We start from the raw sequence: 20,435 nt of genomic DNA, 5'->3' as shown, positions 1-20,435 counted from the left end.
GGCCTGCGCACTTGAGGGCCGTGCGGCGACGCGGGTCAACCCGTCCGGGCGGCCGTCGAACCGCGCCGTAGCACGGGTGGAGGGGCGCCGAGGCGGGTCAACCCACCTCGGTGCGGGTGGGGACGGCGGCCCGGGGGTCGGGGTGGCCCAGGTCGGTGAGCCAGCCGCGCAGCACCCGGTGCAGGTGCTCGGCGCCCACGATCTCGCCCGGGTCGGTGAACCCGGCCGGGTGCAGCAGGAAACCGCGCTGCTGCGGGCCGCCGAGGCCGCCGTGCGAGCCCACGTGCGGCTCGAAGGCCGAGGCCTCCTCCGTCGCCGGGTCGAACCGGCTGTTGATCATCACGTCGGCGCAGTGCGGGAAGGTCGAGGTGCGGGCCACCAGCCGGGCGGCGTGCTCGCCGTAGGGCGCCAGCGGGTCCTCCCCGATGACGACGCCGGAGTCCAGCCGGTGCACGCCGTCGCGGCCGAGCACCACCGGGCCGAACTCGGTGGAGTGCACCAGCAGGAACCCCACGCCCGGGTGGTCGACCAGGGAGGGCAGCAGGGCCGGCCAGCGGCGCTCGATCTCCTCGATCGGCACCCGGCCGGCCAGGTCGGTGAACGAGACCATCGCGGTGTGGCCGCTGACCACGCAGACCAAACCGGGGGCGACGCGGGCGACCTTGCCGGGTGCGCCGGCGGTGTCGCGGGGCGTGTGCTCGGCCGACCCGGCCCGCTCCACCCGGTCGCGCAGCCGGCGGGCCACGAAGCCCGGCCCGCTGGCCGCCTCGGCGAGCGCGGCGCCCACCTGCCAGCCCTCCGTCGCCCGCTGCCGGCCGTGCCCCCGGTGCGCGGCCGCCGTCGGCCCGCCGCACAGCCGGCCGACCAGCTCCTCGATCGTCTCGCCGAACCGCTGGGCGAACGACTGGCCCTGGGTCTGGCCGTGGTCGGACAGGCAGACCAGGTGGTAGGGCCGCGGCGCGAGCTGGGTGGCCCGCCACAGCCGGCCGATCTGCTGGTCGATGGAGCGCAGCACCTGCAGGGTGTCGAACCGCTCGATGCCGGAGTGGTGGGCGACCTCGTCGTAGCCGAGGAAGTCGGCGTAGGCCACCGGCCGGCCGGCCAGCATGTCCTCGATGAGGGCGGCCACCACCACGTCGCGGGCGATGACCGTCGTCCCCGGGCGGGCCAGCGGGTAGAGCCCCCCGCGGTCGATCCGCGGCCGGACGTCGGCCCGCCGCTGCTTGCCGGCGGCGACCAGCTCCCGGACGACGTCGACCAGGGACACCGTCAGGGTGCGCAGCGCGTTCACCGGGTTGGCGAAGTAGGCGTAGTAGCCCGCGCCCACCCGGTCGCGGCCGCGGCGGGCCCGCCGGGACCCCTGGGGGACGACGACGGCCAGCGAGCTCATGGTCAGCGAGACGTAGCGGGCGTCGCCGGTGAACAGGTTGCCCCGCCCGGCGCCGTCGGGGGCCAGCAGCCCGCCGCCGTCGGAGTGCCGGGCCTCGACCAGCGCGGCGTCCTCGGGGTGGGAGACGGCCAGCACCCGGTCGCGGTCCTTCTCGTACCAGCGGAACCCGACGACGTCGAAGTTGGAGCCCTGCAGGATGCCGCAGACGCTGGCGCCGGTCTGCGAGCTCCAGTCGGTGTGCCACCAGGTGAGCCGGTGGCTGCCCTCGCGCAGCCAGGCGGCCAGCGTGGGCATGGTGCCGTCGCGGACGGCGCGCTGCGCGGTGGCGTGGCCCAGCCCGTCGACCTGCAGGAACAGCACGCCGGGCACCGGGGTGGCCTCGCCGTCGGTCCGCTTGCGGCGGGCGCGGCGGAAGAACAGCTCGTCCTCGTCGATGGCCAGCAGGCTGCTGATCAGCGCGGCGACCCCGGCCATGGAGACCGCGACGACGACCGAGGTCTTGAACGAGGTGACCTCGACGCCGGGGATGGCGAGGAAGATGCCGAGCACCCCGGCGCCGAGCACGAGGAACCCGCCCAGGCCGAGGGTGAAGAAGGCGATGGGCAGCGCGATGCGCATCAGCAGGGGCCAGACGACGCCGGCCAGCACGCCCAGCAGCAGCGCGGCCACCGGGGGCTGCCACCAGTCGGTCATGCGGAAGCCGGTCAGCCAGCGGTCCAGCAGCAGCAGGGCGCCGGTGGTGAGCCCCCAGACCAGCAGCACGCGGGCGACGATGCGGCCGCCGGTGAGGACCCGGCCCGGCGGGGTGTGCGGGGGCATCACGACGAGTGCTCCCGCGCCGCCTTGGCCTTGCGCCGGCGGGAGGCGACCAGGTTGGACACCAGCCCGACCACCAGCACCAGGCCGGTGGCGACCAGCGTGGCGATCAGCGGGTTGTCGAAGATGCCGCCGCTGACCACGCCGAGGAGTGCGTAGGCGATCGCCCACAGCGCGGCGGCGGCGAAGGAGGCCGGCAGCAGCCGCCGCCACGGGTAGGCGAGCGCGCCGGCGGCGACCAGGACCGGGATGCGGCCGGCGGGCAGCAGCCGGCCGACCACGACGATCTGCCAGCCGTGCGCCGTGAACTGCCCGCGCACCTCCTCCAGCCGGTCGGCGTGCTGGCCGCGGGCGACCCAGCGCACCGCGGCGGGCCCGCCGAACCGGGCGATGGCGAAGGTGACGACGTCGCCGAGGAACGCGGCGAGCGTGGCCAGCAGCAGGACCAGCGCGATCTCCAGCCGGTCGGTGGTCATCGCCACGGCGGCCGCGACCGACAGCAGCGGCCCGGTGGGCACCACCGGCACGACCGAGCCCAGCAGGACGCCGCCGAACAGCACCGGGTAGCCCAGCGAGCTGCTGTCGGTCCATCCCGACGCCAGCACCTGCACGCTCACAGCTCGACCTCCGACCCGGGCTCGGTGACCAGCACGCGGGTGGGCAGGCCGGCCGCGGCGACGTCGGCGGCGAACCGGCGCGGCGGGTCGACCAGCAGCGAGCGCATCCGCCCCGTGCCGGCCACGCCGGGCAGCGCGAGGGTGCCCCAGTGCACGGGGACGGCGACCGCGGGCCGCAGCAGCGAGCAGGCCAGCGCCGCGCCGGCGGGGTCCATGTGGCCGGGGCCGAGGGTGAGGCCCCAGCCCCACACCGGCAGCAGGGCGACGTCGACCGGCGCGAGGTCGGTCATGGCGGGGAAGACGTCGGTGTCGCCGGCGGCGTAGACGGTGCGCCCGTCGCCGGAGACCAGGTGGCCCATGGCGACGGCGTCCGGGCCGCGGGTGGAGCGCGGGCCCCAGCGGTGCCCGCTGTGCACCGCCTCGACGCCGCGGACGGTCAGCCCGCCGTCCGTGAGCGTCTCCCCGGGCGCGAGCTCCTCGACGGCGGTGAACCCGTGCCCGCGCAGCCACGCGCCACCGCCGGGCGGCACCACGACCCGGGTGCCGGTGCCCAGCAGCCGCAGGGAGGGCAGGTGGGTGTGGTCGCCGTGCAGGTGGCTGAGCAGCACCAGGTCGACACCGGCCCACGTCGCGGGGGCCGGCGGGGGCACCACCCGCCGCAGCGGGCCGACCCGGCCGGTGAGCAGCGGGTCGGTGAGCACGGTGCGACCTGCCAGTTCGACCCGGACGGTGGAGTGTCCGAGGAACGTCAGGCTCACCCGGCCAGTATCCGGGTGCCGGTCGTCCCCGCAGCCAGCTCCTGCTGCACCCGGGACCAGGGCACCTGCTTCAGGTCGGCGCGGGTGCGCACCATCGACACCCCGCACGCCAGCACCGCGTCCAGCAGCGGCCCGGGGCCGATCCCGTGGGCGACGGTGCGCAGGCCGAACATGTCCGCGCTGCGCACGATGGCCTGCACCCGGCGCAGCAGGTCCTCGTCGTCCCGGGCGCCGAGCGCGGACACGTCGATCCGCACGCTGGTCAGGGGCACCCGCGACAGGTGGGCGTACAGCGTCTGCCCCATGCCGAAGTCGTCCAGGCACAGCCGGACGCCCAGCGCCCGCAGCTCGTGCAGGGCGGGCACCAGGTCCGCGGTCGAGGTGAGCAGGGCCTCCTCGGTGAAGGCCAGGGACAGCCGCTCGGCGGGCAGCCCGGAAACCTCGAGCGCGCCGCGGACGTCGTCCACAAGCCGGGCGGCCTGCACGTGCCCGGCGGGCAGGTCCAGGGCGAGCAGGGTGACCGCGGGCAGGGTCGCGGCGTGCCGGGTGGCCTGGGCGAGCACCCAGTGCTGCAGCTCGGCGTCGCAGCCCTGCCGGCCGGCGGCGGCCCACAGCTCCGCCGCGGGCAGCAGCGCGCCCGAGGGGTGCGCCCAGGCAGGCGCGCCGTGCAGCGCGCGCTCGTGGCCGGTGCGGCCGGTGACGCTGTAGCGCAGCTCGACCTCCCCGGCGGCGATGGCCGCGGCCACGGAACCCGCCGCGTCGCCGCCGGCGCCGCCGTCCCAGACCCGGACGCAGCCCTTGCCGGCGCGCTTGGCGGCCCGCAGCGCCGCGTCGGCCTCGCGGAAGGCCAGCTGGCCGCCGCCGGGGTGCAGCTCGGCGACCCCGACGCTGGCGCCGAGGGCGAAGGTGCGGTCGGCGGTGCGGTGCGGCAGCGCCATGGCGTCGACGACGCGCTGCGCGGCCTCCACCGCCTCGGCCGGGGTGCCGTCGACCACCACGGCGAACTCGTCGCCGCCGAGCCGGCAGACGACGTCCTGGTCGCGGACGACGGTGCGCAGCCGGCGGGCGACCTCGACCAGCAGCTGGTCGCCGGCCTCGTGGCCGGCCACGTCGTTGACCGCCTTGAACCCGTCGAGGTCCAGCACCAGCAGGCAGCGCTCGCCGGCGGGGGCGGCCAGCTCCTCGAACAGCAGGGCGCGGTTGGGCAGCCGGGTGAGGTGGTCGGTGTAGGCCATCCGCTCCAGCTCGCGCTCGCGGCGCAGCCGGACGGTGGCGTCGCGCAGGTGCAGCACCCGGCGGCCGGAGCCGGCCCGCTCGTGCTGGGTGACCTCGAGCTCGGCGGGCTGGCCGGCGTCGCCGGGGACCCGCAGGTGCAGGGTGGGGGTGCCGGCCGCGAGCGCGGCGCGGGCGGCCTCGCGGTCGGCGGGCAGCACCAGGTCCAGCAGGTCCCGGTCGGCGGCGTCGTCGCCCACGCCGAGCAGGGTGCGGGCCGCGGGGGAGGCGAAGCGCAGCCGCAGGTCGTCGTCGACGATGACCACGCCGTCGGTGCTGCCCTCGACCAGGGCGCGCAGGTCCTCCTCGTTGCGCACCAGGTCGGCGACCAGGCCGGCGCTGCTGCGGATGCGCAGGGTGCTGCGGACCATCAGCAGCGCGACGACGGCGGCCAGCGCGGCGGTGGACCACGGGGTGAGGTCCTGGTCGCGCAGCAGCGCCACGACCAGCGCGACGGGCACGCCGCCGAGGGCCAGCAGGGTGATGGCCAGACCGGTGGCGTTGACCCGTGGGCTGCGGGCGGCGACGTCGTCGGGGGAGGCCGGACGGCGGGGGGCGGTGGCGATCGCGGCCACGCCCGCCTCCAGGGCGACCAGGCAGGCGAGGTCCCCGATGCCCTGCCAGAGCAGGCCGGGCCGGTCCAGGCCGACGGCGAGCATGGCTGCGGCGACGGCCACCATCAGGTTCATGACCACCATCGCGGTGGCCGGGCGCTGCAGCTCGCGGGTGGTCACGGTCAGGACCGCGCCGGCCAGGCCGACGACGAGGACGGCGTACCCGGCGTAGCCGAGGGCGACCGGGGGAGGCGTGCGCAGCTGGTCGGGGGCCGAGAGCGCCAGGACGTCGACCACGAAGGCCAGCGCGAGCACCACCGAGGCGCCGTCCACCAGGAGGGCCAGGCTGCGGGCCATGCGCACCTCGGTGGCCAGCCGGACGCACACCAGCGGCGGGACGACGAGGACCGGCAGCAGCAGCAGGTCGCCGAGTCCGACGACGCCGAAGGAGCCGGCCAGCCCGCTGCCGGTGACCAGCGCGGCCAGGGAGAACAGCGCCCCGGACCAGGCGAGCAGCCGCCACGACGTCCCCCGCCGTCCGGTGGTGCCCCGGGCCAGCCGGTGCGCGCGGACGGCGGTGACCGCGGTGAGCAGGCCGAGCACGGTGTTGTCGGCCTGGAACCCGACGCTGGTCACCGGGGTGACGGCCAGCGCGGCCAGGATGGCCAGGGTCCCGGCCAGCACCAGGAGCGCGCCGCGGCGCAGCTGCCCGCTCACCGGTCGGCCCCCTGGACGGCGGCCAGCCCGGCGGGGACGGCGGCGGCCACCTCGGCCAGGGCGGTCACCTCGGTGGGCCGGGCGAGCAGGAAGCCCTGCACGAAGCGGTGGCCCATGTCGCGCAGCAGCTGCAGCTCGCGCGGGGTCTCCACGCCTTCGACGACGACGTCCAGGCCGAGGCTGGTGCCCAGGTGCAGCACCGAGCGGCACAGCGCCTGGTGCCGGGGGTCGGTCTCGACGGAGGCGAGGAAGGCACGGTCCATCTTGAGCACGTCGATGGGCAGGCCGACCAGGTAGGCCAGCGACGACCAGCCGGTGCCGAAGTCGTCGACGGCGATCCGGACGCCCATCCGGCGCAGCGCGGCCAGCTCGTCGGTCACGTGGGCCTCGTCGAGCAGCACCGACTCGGTGAGCTCGAGGACCAGCCGCTGCGGGGCCAGGCCGCTGGCGGCGAGCGCGTCGGAGACGTCGGTGAGCAGCTGGCCGCTGCGCACGTGCCGGGCGGCGACGTTGACCGCGACGCAGAGGTCGGGCCGGCCGAGGTCGGCGATGGCCGCGGTGGCGGTGTGCATGACCCAGCGGCCCAGCTCGGTGACCAGCGCCGACTCCTCGGCCAGCGGCACGAACTCGGCGGGTGAGACCGCGCCCCAGGTGGGGTGCTGCCAGCGCAGCAGCGCCTCGACGGAGACGACCTTCTGCAGGGCGAGGTCGACGACGGGTTGGTAGACCAGCCGCAGCTCGCCGCGGTCGAGGGCCTGCGCCAGGTCGGAGCGCAGCGCCTCGCGGCGGTTCTGCGCGATGAGCAGGGCGACGGAGTGCCGGCGCACCCGCCCGGGCCCGGCGCCGCGGGCGCTGCCCAGGGCGAGGGAGGCGCGGCGCAGCACCTCGACCGGCTCGTGGTCGGTGCCCTCCAGCGAGGTGAGGCCGGCGCAGGCGGTCAGCCGCAGGCCGTGCACCGGGGCGTCGGCGGGGACCGCGCCCACCAGCCGCTCGGCGAGGGTCTCGGCGTCGCTGATGGTGCCGTCGACGAGGACGGCGAACTCGTGCGGGCCCGAGCGCAGCAGCCGGTCGCCGCCGCGCAGCACGCGGGACAGCCGCCCGGCGACCTCGCGGACGACGTCGGCCGGCGGGGTGTCGGGCAGCCCGCCGATGCCGATCTTGACCAGGCCGACCTCGGCGCCGCCGCGGGCGAGCTCGGCCAGCCGGGCCACCAGGGCGCTGCGGTCGGGCAGGCCGGTCTCGAGGTCGGTGCCGCCCAGCGGGAGGGCGTCGGCGACGGCGGCGTGCTGCGGGGTGGCGCGGGTGAGGTCGCGGCAGTGCAGCACGAGGGCGCCGACGTCGGGGTCGTCGCGCAGGTCGCGGACCCGGGCCTGCAGCAGCAGCCAGCGGCCGTCGTCGTGGCGTACCCGGGCGGTGGCGGTGCGGCCCTCGCGCGTGTCGCCGACCTGGGGGGCCAGCAGCGCGGCGGTGAGCGCGGGCCGGTCGTCGGGGTGCACGGCGGTGCGGACGTCGCGGCCCACCAACCGCTCGGCGCTTCGGCCGATGATGTCGCCGAAACCGGGGGAGGACCACGTGATGGCGAGGTCGCCGGCCAGGATCACCACCGGGTCGACGGCGGAGCGGACCACCGCGCGGAAGTAGGCGTCGCTGCGCTGCAGGGATCGGGTGAGGTCGCGGCTGTCGCGCCAGGAGACGGTCTGGTGCGCCACGAGCAGGACGAGGCCGACGCCGCCGAGCACGGTCTGGGCGACGTCCAGGGTGCCGGTGATGAGCACGCCGGTGAGCAGCAGCGACCCGCCGGCGAGCGCGGTGAGGTGCGGCAGGACGGCGGCGACGAAGGACAGCGGCTCGTCCTGCGCCAGCGGCTCGCCGCGGGTGTGGTCCTGCAGGGCCGCGCTGACCAGCAGGGCCAGGCCGACGGTGGCGACGACCGCGGTGGCCACCAGGGGCGGGGTGGCGGCGTCGTCCTCGTCGGAGAAGGCCATCAGCACCAGGGCGCCGGTGATCGTCACCTGTCCGGAGAGCGCGAGCACGGCGACCCGGCGCAGCGCACCGGAGGTGCTGGCGACGACGAGCAGGCCCATCGCGGTGAGCAGCGCCAGCGTGGTGCCGAGGGCCACCAGGGTGATGTCGAAGACGGTGTCGAGGCCCAGCGACCGGCCGCTGACCAGCTCGAAGGTGGCCAGCGCGCAGAGCAGGCAGGCGTCGAGGAACAACAGCAGCGAGGTGACGAGCTGGGCGCGCAGCCGGCGCCAGGTGCCGGTCGGGATGAGCCGGAGCAGCGGCGGGACGGTGAGCAGCATCCCGGGGAGCGCGCCGACGGTCATCGGCACGGTCGACCCGGGTACGTGCAGCGCGAGGGCGGCCCCGACGCCGGCGGTCACGAGGGCGCCGGCGTACCAGCCCCACACGCCGGGGTGGCTGCTGCGCCGGGCGGCCGAGCGGGCCAGCAGGGCCCCGCCGAGGAGGGCGAGCACGGAGAACAGCGCGACGCCGAGGTCGGACAGCGGGGCCGGCTGGGCGGCGGACACGACGATGCCCGCGGACAGCACGACGGCCCCGGTGGCCACCCGACGGGGCGTCGCGGCCAGCGGGGGACCGCCGGGGAGCGCCGGAGGGCCTGGGTTCACCCGGTGGTCGTCGTCGTCGCGACCGGCTGCGTTGAGCGTCCCGCGCCCGTCGTCACCCCTCGGGGTTGGCCCGTCACCGGCGTTTCGCGGTGTTGCGCTCGTGGAACCCCGTGTTCACCTGTACGTTCCCGGCACCAGCCCTGCAGTAGCCCGCGAGGTCCCGATGATGTGGCTCTGGCTCCCCGTCCTGTGGTTGGCCCTCGCCTGTGCGCTGGGGGTGTGGCTGGGCCGCGTGCTGCGCACCGCGGAGCGCAACGAGGACGTCCGGCTGGACGTCGACCGCGCCCTGGAGCGCGAGCTCGCCGGTCTCTGACCTAGGGGCTGACGGCCTCGACCGCGGCGGCCTGCTCGGCGGCGGGCGCCTCGACCGGGGGCTGGGTGACGATCGCGGCCTCGGTGGGCGGGGCGACCTCGGTGCTCTGGGTGGCGGGAGCGGTCGAGGGGGCCGCGGAGGACACCTGCGGGGCACGACTGACCACCGCCGCTGCGGCGGAGACCGGGGCACCCGCCGACGGGACGGCGACGGCACCGCCGCCGCCGGGGACCGGCACGGGGACGCCGTCCACCACCACGACGGCCGCGGTGGGGTCGGCCGGGCCGACGACGGCGGGGTCCTGGCCGGTCACGGCGTCCTGCGCGGTGCCGTCCTGCGCCGGCCGGCCCGGCGCGGCGCTGCCGGAGGGGTCGGCCGCGGCGGCGTCGTCCCGGGTGCTGCCGTCGGCGGCGGGCGCGCCGTCCTCGGTGCCGCTGTCGGTGGTGTCGGCGGTGTTCTGCACGACGGTGTCGCCGTCGCTGACCGCCTGGTGCACCAGCACGGCGGCGGGGACGGCCAGGAAGCTGGCGATCCAGATGGCCAGCGCGACGGGCACCCAGCGCACGTCGCGGCCGGGGGCCCGGCGGGTGCCGGTGGCAGGGCCGGTCGCCCGGCGCGACCCGGTGGCGCCGCCGCCCGTGGTGGGCCCCGTGGTGGCGGGTCCGGCGGGGGCCGGGGCGGCGCGGCGGGCGCCGCCATCGGTGGCGATCTGCCCGAAGGCGGGGAAGGGCGATGCGTCGGCGGGGGTCTCGGCGACGACGCGGAGACCGGTCAGCGGGGGCAGCGGCGGGACGGGGGTCGGCCCGGACGGGACGCGGGCCACGCGGGCCTCGGTCTCGGGCTCGGCGTGCCGGCCTGCTGCAGCACGATGCCTGCTTCCCACGTTCGTCCCCCGGTGAATTGCACTCGTGTCATTCGTTGCTGACGGAGAGGCAACCTAACGGGGCTCTGAGTGACGGACCAGTCCCAGTCGGCGTGTCGACAAGGACACGCCGAGCGATGTTCACGCTCACAACGACCGGGCTGCTACCACCCGTCCCACCTGCCCCAACGCCGGCCGCCGCACGGGTCAACCCGCCGCGGCGTCCGTGGGTCCGCGTCGTGCAGCGGACGAAGGGGCGCCGGCGCGGGCCGACCCGCACGAGGGCGGCCGCGCCGTCAGTTGGTGTCGGATCCCGCGGCGCTGGAGGAGGGGGCCTCCTCGGTCGGCTCCTCGGTGGGCGTGCTGGGCGGCGAGGTGTTGCTGAGCGTCGCCGGGGTGCTGCTGGAGTCGCCGCCAGTCGTCGTCCCGCCGGTCGTCGTGCCGCCGCTGGTGGACCCGTTGCCGGTGGATCCGCCACCGGTGGTGCCGGTCCCCGACCCGCTGCCGGTCCCGGACCCTGAGCCGGTGCCCGCGCCGGCGCCGGGGACGACGGCCTGCGAGCCGGCGCGCACCGTGGTGGGCGGGGTGGCGACCTGGGGGGCGGCGTCGTCGACGTCGGGCTGGGCTGAGTCCGCGGTGCTCGGGGCGACGGTGCCCGACAGGTCGATCGTGTCCATCCCCGGCATGGTCGGCGCGGGGGTGGTGGTGGCCGGGGCCTCGGTGCCGGCCTCGCCGGTGCGGGCGGCCTCGTCGGTGCCGGTGGGGGCGCCGCCGCTGGCGAACCCGCTGGTGAGCAGGACCGCGGCGACGATGGACAGCACTCCCGCGCCGATGCCGGCGGGGATCCAGCGGCGGGCGCTGGAGGAGCGGGTGATCACGGTGCGGTGGGTGAGCGGCCCGGCGTCGTCGTCGTCGTCGGGCGTGACCTCGACCGCGTAGTGCCGGCCGGTGTCGGTGACGACGTGGTGGCGACCGGTGTCGGACAGCCACTCCTGGTCGAGGGCGTGCCGGCCGGTCTCGAGGAAGTCGTCGTGCCGGGCGAACTCGGCGGCGACGTCGACCTCGGTCACCGGCTCGGCCACCGGCTGCGGGGCGATGCGCAGGGACGCGGCGTGCGCGGTGCGCAGACCGGGCGCCGGCGGGGGAGCGTCGTCGTCCGGGTCCTCGTCGATCTCGTCGTCCAGCTCGCCCTCGAGGTCGTCCGCCTCGGTGAGGTCCGCGACGGGGGCGGCGACGGTCGCCGGGGCGGCGGCAGGGACCGGGGCCGCAGCCGCGACCGGGGGCGCGGCAACGACCGGGGCGGGCACGGGCGGGCGTGCGGGGGCAGGGGGAGCGGCGGCGACGGCCGAGGCGACGGCGGCAGCCGGCAGCGAGCCGGTGGGGGGCGCCGGGAGGTCGATCGTGACGGCGCGGCGGGCGGCGGCGGCCTTGGCGGCGGCGTCCAGCGCCTCGAGCAGTGCCTGGTCGAGCACCGGCTGGCGGGCGGAGTCGCGGATGAGGTCGCGGGCGGCGCCGGCGGCGGTGCCGTCGTCCAGCGGACCCAGCCGCATCGAGTCGACCATCGGGTCGAGGGCGTCGAACCAGGTCGTCTCGTCGGCGGGCGGCGCCAGCGTCGTGGTGGCCGACGGGCGGGCCGGGGGCGGCACCGGCGGCAGCGCGCGGCGGGGCGTCGGGCTCTGGTCCACCGTGGTCCTTCCCCGTTGCGGGTGCCTGTCCGAGGTCACCCGATCGGCGGAGATGGTGACACTCCGGAGGTGTCTGACAACAGTCTGTCCGGGCGTGTCGTCGCGACACGCGGCAGGAGTGACCCGGTGTGACTCGTGGGGCGGTGCGGTCCGCCACCGTCCACCGCCCCCTGCGCCTACCGTCCACCTGTGAGAACAGCGGCCGCCCTCGTCGTGGCGGCCGTGCTGACGGGCTTCGTCGGCCTGCTGCTGAACGGCACGTACCGGTTCGAAGGCCCCGTCGTCGTGCGGGTGACCCCCACGCACGGCCTGCACGCCGGCGACGTCCTCCTCCTGCTCGGCTGGCTGGCCGCGATGCTGGCGCTGACCGCTCTGGTGCGCAGCAGGCGGAACTGATCCAGGCCCGTGAGGCGGCCCACCGCACGCGGTGGCACAGTGGCGACGGTGAAGACGTGGCTCGACTCCTGGCCGGTGTTCCGCCAGCTCACCGGTCCCGATCCGCTGGGTCGCGGCCACGCCGCGCGCAGCAAGCGGACCGAGGCCGTCACGAGCCGGACGGCGACCGCCGACCGCGTCGTGAAGAGCATCTGCCCCTACTGCGCCGTCGGCTGCGGGCAGCGCGTGTTCGTCAAGGACGAGCAGATCGTGCAGATCGAGGGCGACCCCGACTCCCCGGTCAGCCGCGGTCGGCTCTGCCCCAAGGGCAGCGCCAGCAAGCAGCTGGTCACCAGTCCCACCCGGGTGACGACGGTGAAGTACCGCCGTCCGTACGGCACCGAGTGGGAGGACCTGGCCCTCGATGAGGCGATGGAGATGATCGCCGACCGCGTGCTCGCCGCGCGGGAGAAGGGCTGGCAGGAGCTCGACGGCGACCAGCGGGTCAACCGCACCATGGGGCTGGCCAGCCTTGGTGGCGCGACGCTGGACAACGAAGAGAACTACCTGATGAAGAAGCTGTACAGCGCCATGGGTGCGATCCAGATCGAGAACCAGGCGCGCATATAGCACTCCGCCACGGTGCCCGGTCTGGGTGCCACGTACGGGCGCGGCGGCGCCACCGGTTTCCAGCAGGACCTGGTCAACGCGGACTGCATCGTCATCGAGGGCTCGAACATGGCCGAGTGCCACCCGGTCGGGTTCCAATGGGTGATGGAGGCCAAGGCGCGCGGCGCGAAGGTGATCCACGTCGACCCCCGGTTCACCCGGACGTCGGCCGTGGCGGACACCCACGTGCCGCTGCGGGCGGGCACCGACATCGCCTTCCTCGGCGGCCTCATCTCCTACGTGCTGGAGAACGAGCTCGACTTCCGCGACTACGTGCTGGCCTACACCAACGCGTCGTCCCTGGTCGGTGAGGACTTCCAGGACACAGAAGACCTCGACGGCCTCTTCTCCGGCTGGGACCCCGAGTCCTCGTCCTACGACAAGACGTCGTGGCAGTTCGAGGGCGCGCACGAGCCGTCGGCGACGGGCACCGACGAGATCGACCCGGTGGCCCCGGACGCCGGGAAGGTCGGGAGCCCGGCCACCGACCCGACCCTGCAGCACCCGCGCAGCGTCTACCAGGTGCTCAAGCGGCACTTCGCCCGCTACACCCCCGAGATGGTGGGCGACATCTGCGGCGTCGAGCCGGAGGTGTTCCTCGACGTCGCCCGCGCGGTGACGGCGAACTCGGGCCGCGACCGGACGACGGCATGGGTCTACTCGGTGGGCTGGACGCACCACACGGTGGGCGTGCAGTACATCCGCACCGCCGGGATCCTGCAGGCGCTGCTGGGCAACATGGGCCGGCCGGGTGGCGGCATCCTGGCGCTGCGCGGGCACGCCTCCATCCAGGGGTCGACCGACATCCCGACGCTGTACAACCTGCTGCCGGGCTACCTGGCCATGCCGCACGCGGGCGAGCACTCCAGCCTCGACGAGTACTGCAAGGTCGGCGACGAGATGGTCGGGTTCTGGGGCGGCACCCGGGCCTACATGGTCAGCCTGCTCAAGGCGTGGTTCGGCGACGCCGCGACGGCGGAGAACGACTACTGCTTCGACCTGCTGCCGAAGATCAACGGTGACCACGGCTCCTACCGTCAGGTCGCCGACATGATCCAGGGGAAGATCCCCGGCTACTTCCTGGTCGGGGAGAACCCGGCGGTGGGCCACGCCAACGGCAAGATGCAACGCCTGGGCCTGGCCAACCTGGACTGGCTGGTCGTCCGCGACCTGCAGATGATCGAGTCGGCCACCTTCTGGAAGACCGCGCCGGAGATCGAGACCGGTGAGCTGGTCACCGACCAGATCGGCACCGAGGTCTTCTTCATGCCGGCCGCCACGCACACGGAGAAGGAAGGCACCTTCACCAACACCCAGCGGCTGCTGCAGTGGCACCGGCAGGCGATCGAGCCCCCGGACGACGCCCGCAGCGACCTCTGGTTCTACTTCCACCTGGGCCGCATCCTGCGCGACCGGCTGAAGGACTCCACCGACCCCCGCGACCGCGGCCTGCAGGCGCTGACCTGGGACTACCCGACGCACGGCCCGCTCGTCGAGCCCAGTGCAGAGGCGGTGCTGCGCGAGATCAACGGCGTGGGCCCCGACGGGAAGGCGCTGTCCTCCTACACCGAGCTCAAGGACGACGGGACGACGACGGCCGGCTGCTGGATCTACACCGGGGTCTACGCCGACGAGGTCAACCAGAGCGACCGCCGCAAGCCCGGGCGGGAGCAGAACTGGGTGGCCCCGGAGTGGGGCTGGGCGTGGCCGGCGAACCGCCGCACGCTCTACAACCGCGCCTCGGCCGACCCCGAGGGCAAGCCCTGGAGCGAGCGCAAGGCCTACGTCTGGTGGGACGAGGAGACGCAGAGGTGGACGGGGCACGACGTCCCGGACTTCGAGGCCACCAAGCCGCCGTCCTACCGGCCCGAGCCCGGCGCGAAGGGCCCGGACGGCATCAGCGGGGCCGACGCGTTCATCATGCAGAACGACGGCAAGGCCTGGCTGTTCGCGCCGTCCGGTCTGGCCGACGGGCCGCTGCCCACGCACTACGAGCCCGACGAGTCGCCGGTGCCCAACGCGCTGTACCGGCAGCAGGCCAACCCGGGCCGCGAGGTCATCGAGGCGGCCTGGAACCGCAGCAACCCGCCGACCAGCGACGTCTACCCGTACGTGTTCACCACCTACCGGCTGACCGAGCACCACACGGCCGGCGGGATGAGCCGCACGCTGCCCTACCTCGCCGAGCTGCAGCCGGAGTTCTTCGTCGAGGTCTCCCCGGAGCTCGCCGACGAGCGCGGCCTGGAGAACGCGGGCTGGGCGACGCTGGTCAGCGCCCGGACGGCGATCGAGGCGCGGGTGCTGGTCACCGAGCGGATGCGGCCGCTGAAGATGGGGCGCGGCCAGGTCGTGCACCAGATCGGCATCCCGTACCACTGGGGTGAGCAGGGCATCTCCACCGGCGACAGCGGCAACGACCTGTTCGGCGTGGTGATGGACCCGAACGTGCACATCCAGGAGTCCAAGGTCGCTACCTGCGACATCCAGCCCGGACGGCGTCCCCGCGGTCCCGCGCTGGTCGAGCTGGTGGAGTCCTACCGGCAGCGCGCCGGCGTCAAGAGCGGGCTGGTGCCCGTCGGTGGGCGCTCGCCCGTCGAGGAGACCAACATGACCGGCGAGGAGAAGGGGCAGACGCACACCACGCAGAGCGCCCCCGACCACGTCGCGGAGGCACAGCCGTGAGCCAGTTCAGCTCCGCCAGCCCGGCGTTCACCGGGCACGACCCGGAGAACCGGCTCTACGGGCCGCTGCCCGACGTCACCGGGGAGGCCGGGTACGAGCCCGACCACCCGGCGAGGGTCGGGTTCTTCACCGACACCAGCGTGTGCATCGGCTGCAAGGCCTGCGAGGTGGCCTGCAAGGAGTGGAACACGCTCCCGATGGACGACGCCGACGGCACCCGCGACGCCCTCGGGCTGTCCGGGATGAGCTACGACAACACCGGGATGCTCGGTGCGAACTCGTGGCGGCACGTGGCCTTCGTGGAGCAGTCACGCTCGGTGGACCTGCCGATGCCCTCGATGGGGGTCCCGGCGGCACCCGACCAGGGCGTGGGCTCCGCCGGTGGGTGCGGCGGCTCGTGCGGCTCGGAGTCCCCGGCGCACGGGAACGCCGACGGCACCACGATCGACCAGCACAGCGTGCTGAACGCGCAGGCGCTGTCGTCGTTCGACCCGCAGACCGCCCAGTCGGGCGACCGGGAGATCCGCTGGCTGATGTCCAGCGACGTGTGCAAGCACTGCACGCACGCCGGGTGCCTGGACGTCTGCCCGACCGGGGCGCTGTTCCGCACCGAGTTCGGCACCGTGGTGGTGCAGGACGACATCTGCAACGGGTGCGGCTACTGCGTGCCGGCCTGCCCGTACGGCGTGATCGACCAGCGCAAGGGCGACGGCCGGGTCTTCAAGTGCACGATGTGCTACGACCGGCTCACCGACGGTCTGCAGCCGGCGTGCGCCACGGCGTGCCCGACGCAGTCCATCCAGTTCGGTGACCTCGACGAGCTGCAGGCCCGCGCGGACGCCCGGCTGGCCACGTTGACCGAGCAGGGCGTGACGACGGCGCGGCTGTACGGCCGGGACACCGACGACGGCGTGGGCGGCGCGGGGGCGTTCTTCCTGCTGCTCGACGAGCCCGAGGTCTACGGCCTGCCGCCGGACCCGGTGGTGACCACCCGCGACCTGCCCTCGATGTGGCGGCACGCGGCGGGTGCGGCGGCGATGCTGGTCGGCGTCGCGCTGAGCGGCTTCCTGGGACGGCGGCGATGACGCGGCCCGACCCCGAGGTGGCCCAGGCCGACACCCCGGAGATGCGCACCAGTGGCCGCCCGGCCGAGGCGCTCGACGCCCCGCTGGACCACCGGCCGGGGACGTCGGGGGTGGCGACGCCGGGTGGTGGCTGGCGCCGCGCGGACGGCCCGACCCGGGGCCAGCAGCGCCGCAAGCGCAAGGGCGGCGGACGGCGGGGCGGCGCCCGCGACGGCGACCCGACGGTCGAGGACGCCGAGTTCCAGAGCTACTACGGCCGGCAGATCGTGAAGTCGGCGGTCTGGAAGACCCCGGACGTCCCCCTCTACCTGTTCCTGGGCGGCGCGGCGGGCTCGTCGGCGGTGCTGGGCGCGGCGGCGGAGTTCTCCGACCGTCCGGCGCTGGCCCGCACCGCGCACCTGATCGCCGGTGGGGGAGCGGTCGCCAGCGTCGGGTTCCTCATCCACGACCTGGGCCGGCCGGAGCGGTTCCTGCACATGCTGCGGGTGTTCAAGCCGACCAGTCCGCTGAGCGTGGGCTCCTACATCCTGTCGCCCTTCAGCGCGCTGACCGGGGCGGCGGCTGCGCTGACCCTGGCGGAGCGGGTGGACCGGGTGCCGGGCTGGGTGAAGGCGCCGTGGCTGCGGAGGACCGCCGGCGTCGGCGGCGCGGTGTTCGGCGGGCCGATGGCGGCCTACACCGCGGTGCTGCTGGCCAACACCGCGACGCCGTCGTGGCACGAGCCGGGCAACCAGCTGCCGTTCGTGTTCACGGGGTCGGGTCTGGCCGCCGGCGGCGGGCTGTGCATGGCGTTCACCCCGGTCGACCAGGCCGGCCCGGCACGCAAGGCCGCCGTCGTGGGTGCCGCGGTGGAGCTGGCCGCGATGCACAAGGTGGAGAACGACCACGGCATCGTGAGCGAGCCCTTCCACATCGGCCGGGCCGGGAAGCTGCTGCGCATCGCCAAGGCGTGCACGGCTGCGGGCGCGGTGGGTGCGGCGGTGCTGGGCGGGAAGCGGTGGGGTGCGGTGGCCTCCGGCGCGCTGCTGGCGGCGGGGTCGGCGCTGACCCGGTTCGGCGTGTTCGACGCGGGGATGGCGTCGTCGAAGGACCCGAAGTACGTCGTCGTCCCCCAGCGCGAGCGCCTGGCCGCCCGCGCAGCGGGCACGCAGACCTGAGCCCACTGGACGAGCTCGCAAGGTCTGCGGGCCCTTCGCCCTCGTCCCAGTCGACCAGGACGAGGGTGATGGCGACGGTTGGGCAGGGGTCGGAGTGCCGAGTGGCTTGCCCACCCGATCAGGTGATGGTGCTCAAGACCCCTCGGGTCTCAGCCGATGTCCACGGTGAAGCGCCGTCGACGTCTGGAGCCCCACCGTGTCCCTCGAGCGCTCCCTCTCGGGACGCCATCGCCTGCTCTGGACCGTCTCAGTGGTCGTCGCCCTCGCTGCGACCGTGACAGCAAGCGCGGGTCGGGCGGCACCCGGTGACGCCGTCTCGTCCGTAGTCCTCGCCGACCCAGGTGGCCTCGAGACGCCTCCCGCCAGTGACGACGGCACCACGTCATCGCGACCGACGGTCGCCGACCTGCCCGTCCTCGGCGCAACACCGGAAGGCCGCAGTTCGGCGGCGGCCGAAGTCACCCCCGACGGTCCGACCGCCACCTCGGGATCAGCCGCCCTCGCGCCGACGACGTCCGCCGACGCGGCCACGTCCACGGTCCCGGGGCTTGCGCCGACGCCGGCCGCTGCAGACCTGCCGCGGCCCGTGGCTGCTCAGAGCCCGGCGCCCCCCGCTGCGCCGGTCCCGACCGGCAGCATCCCTGCAGAAGGGGCAGTCAGATCATTGTCCGTTCTGGACTTCGGCGCGGTCGGCGACGGGGTGACCGACGACACCGTCGCCGTGCAGCGGGCCTTCGACGCTGCGATGCCTGGCGACCAGGTCTTCCTACCTGCTGGCCTCACCTTCGTGCAGAGTCAGGTGCTCGTCGTCCGCAACCCGGGCGTGACCGTGACCGGAGGCGGCACGCTGCTGGCCACGAGGGAGTCGGCGTCGTCGCTGACCCTCGCCGCCGACGGCGTCGTCCTGGACGGCATCACTCTCACCATCTCGGGCACCACTCGGCGGTGGGATGCCTACGAGCAGCACCGCGTCCGCATCGCCGGCCACTCCGGCATCGTGATCCGCCGAGTGACCGTCGACGGTTCAGCCGCCGCAGGCGTCTTCGTCGGCAACGCCGCCGCCAACTTCGTCGTGGACCGAGTCACGGTGCGGAACACGCGGGCTGACGGCGTACACGTCACCGAGTCCTCCCATGACGGACGCATCATTGCGCCGGTGGTGCGCAACTCCGGGGACGATGGCGTGGCTGTGGTCTCCTACCGCCGGGACGCTGCCCTGTGCGCCCGCATCGACATCCAGTCCCCCGACGTCGATGGCGTCACCGCCGGCCGCGGAATCTCCGTCGTCGGGGGTGAGGACATCACGTACCGGGACATCGCCGTGCGGAACACCTACGGAGCTGCGGTCTACATCGGCGCCGAAGACGTGTGGTCGACCCGCGGCACCGCCCGCGTGGCCGTCCTCGGGGGCACGATCACCGGCGCCAACTACCAGGCATCGGTCGATCACGGTGCCGTCATGGTGTACAACGGCACCTCCACGCAGGCGGTCAGCGACGTGTCGATCAGCGGGCTGTCCATCGTGGGGACCCGCCCGTCGGCGAGTTGGGTTGTCGGCCTCATCTCGGACAGCCCCGCCGGACCAGGGCTCCGCGCCGTTGTCCTCCAGCGCATCGCGGTGAGCAGCGGGGGGCCCGCGCGGCTCCTCACCAGCAACCGCGCCACCACGACCTTCACCGCCACGGGCTGGACCTCCGCCGGCTCGCAGGTTGCCGACCGCTGGGCCTGATACCCGCTCCAGGGTCAGTTCGGTGCGCGTTCGCTCCGGCGGACATCTGGGCGGGTCGCCCATCGGGGCAGGTCGAAGACCCAGGCGGTGAAAGCGGAGCGCCGGACGATCGCCCGGGCTGCCAACGGGATGGCCACGCCGAGGACGACGGCCACCCCGAGGATGAGGAGGGGGGAGGTCACCCCTGCTCCGACCATGCAGACCCGCACGCCGGCGACGACCATCACGTGGGCCAGGAATATCGGGAGCGTCTCCCTTCCGATCGACGCGAGCCTGCGGGCCAACGGTCCGGTCCGGGCCAACAGCGATGCCACCGCCAGCAGTGCGGCCATGCCCGCCACCGCCGCCACCATCGCTGCCAGCCGCTCGGGCACCGGTGCGGTGGGGCCCAGTCGGGTCGCTGGCGCGAGGTCCCACGGGCTGAGCAGGAGGAAGAGGGTCAGCGCCACGCCCGCAGTTGCGGCAACGAGCCGCGGATCTGCGGACAGCAGTTGGCTCACACGGTTCATCCCGATCGCACTGCCCGCGGCTGCGAAGAACAGCAGTGAGAGGCCGGTCAGTCCGACCACGTCGGAGTTCCACGACCAGGTCGTGACAGCCGTCGCGAAAAGCAGGACCAGGGACCCGGCCGCCCGGGAGCGGGAGCGCCATGGCGCCAAGACCGCCAGCACCACGGCTGTGACCACCAGGAACGGCAGGAACCAGAGGTGGGCGAAGGACTCCCACGGGCGGAGCGACTCCGCGATCCCGCGAGGGGTGTTGCGCAGGTCATTGGTGCCGAACTCGATGGCCCCCTGCAGAATGAACCAGACCAGGTACAGCCAGCCGAACAGGCGCACCCGGTCGAGGGCAGATGCCAGGCGCCCGCGCTTGACCGCCGAGAGGGGGACGAACACGCCCACCAGGAACACCAGCGTGGGCATCCGGAACACGTGCAGCGCAGCGTTGGCGTCGTGCAGCCACCCGCCGGGTGGCGCCAACCCGGCCGCGACGAGACCGTCGATGCTGTGATTGATCACCACTCCCACGATCGCCAGCGCCCGGGCGACGTCGATGGCGACCACCCGTCGACGGGTCGGTACGGCGGCGGTCATCTTGTGCCACGCTACGCGCCAGGATGACGC

The 20,435-nt window shown here is 74.8% G+C and carries 15 protein-coding genes; 7 read left to right on the top strand and 8 right to left on the bottom strand.

All coding sequences use genetic code 11. The features are described from left to right. Positions 1–97: 97 nt before the first annotated feature. The 5 genes from BM158_RS11070 to BM158_RS11050 are packed head-to-tail and all read right to left on the bottom strand — an operon-like array spanning position 98 to position 8,754. A complete protein-coding gene (locus BM158_RS11070) occupies positions 98–2,209 on the bottom strand; it encodes a phage holin family protein (RefSeq protein ID WP_091558837.1) in 2,112 nt (703 codons plus the stop codon). Beyond that, on the bottom strand, positions 2,209–2,823 hold the full coding sequence (locus tag BM158_RS11065) for a DedA family protein (protein ID WP_091557955.1): 615 nt from the start codon (positions 2,821–2,823) through the stop codon (positions 2,209–2,211). The genes BM158_RS11070 and BM158_RS11065 overlap by 1 nt, the downstream gene beginning before the upstream one ends. Beyond that, positions 2,820–3,581 carry an MBL fold metallo-hydrolase gene (locus BM158_RS11060; protein WP_229827686.1) on the bottom strand — a complete coding sequence of 254 codons (762 nt, stop codon included), beginning with the start codon at positions 3,579–3,581 and terminating at the stop codon, positions 2,820–2,822. The genes BM158_RS11065 and BM158_RS11060 overlap by 4 nt, the downstream gene beginning before the upstream one ends. After that, the gene (locus tag BM158_RS11055) at positions 3,578–6,124 is read right to left on the bottom strand and encodes a diguanylate cyclase domain-containing protein (protein ID WP_091557951.1); all 2,547 of its coding nucleotides are present in this window, start codon (positions 6,122–6,124) and stop codon (positions 3,578–3,580) included. The genes BM158_RS11060 and BM158_RS11055 overlap by 4 nt, the downstream gene beginning before the upstream one ends. Continuing rightward, the gene (locus tag BM158_RS11050; RefSeq protein WP_131802023.1) at positions 6,121–8,754 is read right to left on the bottom strand and encodes a putative bifunctional diguanylate cyclase/phosphodiesterase; all 2,634 of its coding nucleotides are present in this window, start codon (positions 8,752–8,754) and stop codon (positions 6,121–6,123) included. The genes BM158_RS11055 and BM158_RS11050 overlap by 4 nt, the downstream gene beginning before the upstream one ends. A gap of 166 nt (positions 8,755–8,920) precedes the next feature. Here BM158_RS11050 and BM158_RS21780 point away from each other — a divergent pair, with 166 nt between their 5' ends. Beyond that, positions 8,921–9,067, top strand: coding sequence for a hypothetical protein (locus BM158_RS21780; protein ID WP_165628892.1), 147 nt, complete (start codon positions 8,921–8,923; stop codon positions 9,065–9,067). Between the two features lies 1 nt (position 9,068). Here BM158_RS21780 and BM158_RS21355 read toward each other — a convergent pair whose 3' ends face one another. Both BM158_RS21355 and BM158_RS11035 read right to left on the bottom strand, forming a co-directional pair. Beyond that, on the bottom strand, positions 9,069–9,890 hold the full coding sequence (locus tag BM158_RS21355) for a hypothetical protein (RefSeq protein WP_109504845.1): 822 nt from the start codon (positions 9,888–9,890) through the stop codon (positions 9,069–9,071). A 335-nt stretch (positions 9,891–10,225) separates the two neighbouring features. After that, positions 10,226–11,614, bottom strand: coding sequence for a hypothetical protein (locus tag BM158_RS11035; RefSeq protein ID WP_091557938.1), 1,389 nt, complete (start codon positions 11,612–11,614; stop codon positions 10,226–10,228). 189 nt (positions 11,615–11,803) lie between these two features. Here BM158_RS11035 and BM158_RS11030 point away from each other — a divergent pair, with 189 nt between their 5' ends. The 6 genes from BM158_RS11030 to BM158_RS11005 all read left to right on the top strand — a co-directional run bounded on the left by BM158_RS11030 (position 11,804) and on the right by BM158_RS11005 (position 19,311). Continuing rightward, a complete protein-coding gene (locus BM158_RS11030; protein WP_131802022.1) occupies positions 11,804–12,010 on the top strand; it encodes a hypothetical protein in 207 nt (68 codons plus the stop codon). 48 nt (positions 12,011–12,058) lie between these two features. Then, positions 12,059–12,619, top strand: a complete 561-nt coding sequence (locus BM158_RS22965; protein WP_091558829.1) for a molybdopterin-binding domain-containing protein — start codon at positions 12,059–12,061, stop codon at positions 12,617–12,619. A 12-nt stretch (positions 12,620–12,631) separates the two neighbouring features. After that, positions 12,632–15,340, top strand: a complete 2,709-nt coding sequence (gene fdh / locus BM158_RS11020) for a formate dehydrogenase (protein ID WP_207506396.1) — start codon at positions 12,632–12,634, stop codon at positions 15,338–15,340. Then, the gene (locus tag BM158_RS11015; protein WP_091557930.1) at positions 15,337–16,425 is read left to right on the top strand and encodes a 4Fe-4S dicluster domain-containing protein; all 1,089 of its coding nucleotides are present in this window, start codon (positions 15,337–15,339) and stop codon (positions 16,423–16,425) included. Before fdh ends, BM158_RS11015 begins: the two co-directional genes overlap by 4 nt. Next, the gene (gene nrfD / locus BM158_RS11010; protein WP_229827687.1) at positions 16,422–17,582 is read left to right on the top strand and encodes an NrfD/PsrC family molybdoenzyme membrane anchor subunit; all 1,161 of its coding nucleotides are present in this window, start codon (positions 16,422–16,424) and stop codon (positions 17,580–17,582) included. Before BM158_RS11015 ends, nrfD begins: the two co-directional genes overlap by 4 nt. A gap of 196 nt (positions 17,583–17,778) precedes the next feature. Continuing rightward, positions 17,779–19,311, top strand: coding sequence for a glycosyl hydrolase family 28-related protein (locus BM158_RS11005; protein WP_091557927.1), 1,533 nt, complete (start codon positions 17,779–17,781; stop codon positions 19,309–19,311). 14 nt (positions 19,312–19,325) lie between these two features. Here BM158_RS11005 and BM158_RS11000 read toward each other — a convergent pair whose 3' ends face one another. Beyond that, positions 19,326–20,405, bottom strand: a complete 1,080-nt coding sequence (locus tag BM158_RS11000; protein ID WP_091557924.1) for an acyltransferase family protein — start codon at positions 20,403–20,405, stop codon at positions 19,326–19,328. Between the last annotated feature and the right edge of the window lie 30 nt (positions 20,406–20,435).

This window comes from Klenkia taihuensis (assembly GCF_900112525.1).
Lineage (GTDB): Bacteria > Actinomycetota > Actinomycetes > Mycobacteriales > Geodermatophilaceae > Klenkia > Klenkia taihuensis.
The sequence above is the reverse complement of the archived record's forward strand: the minus strand, read 5'-3'. Positions and strand labels throughout refer to the sequence as shown.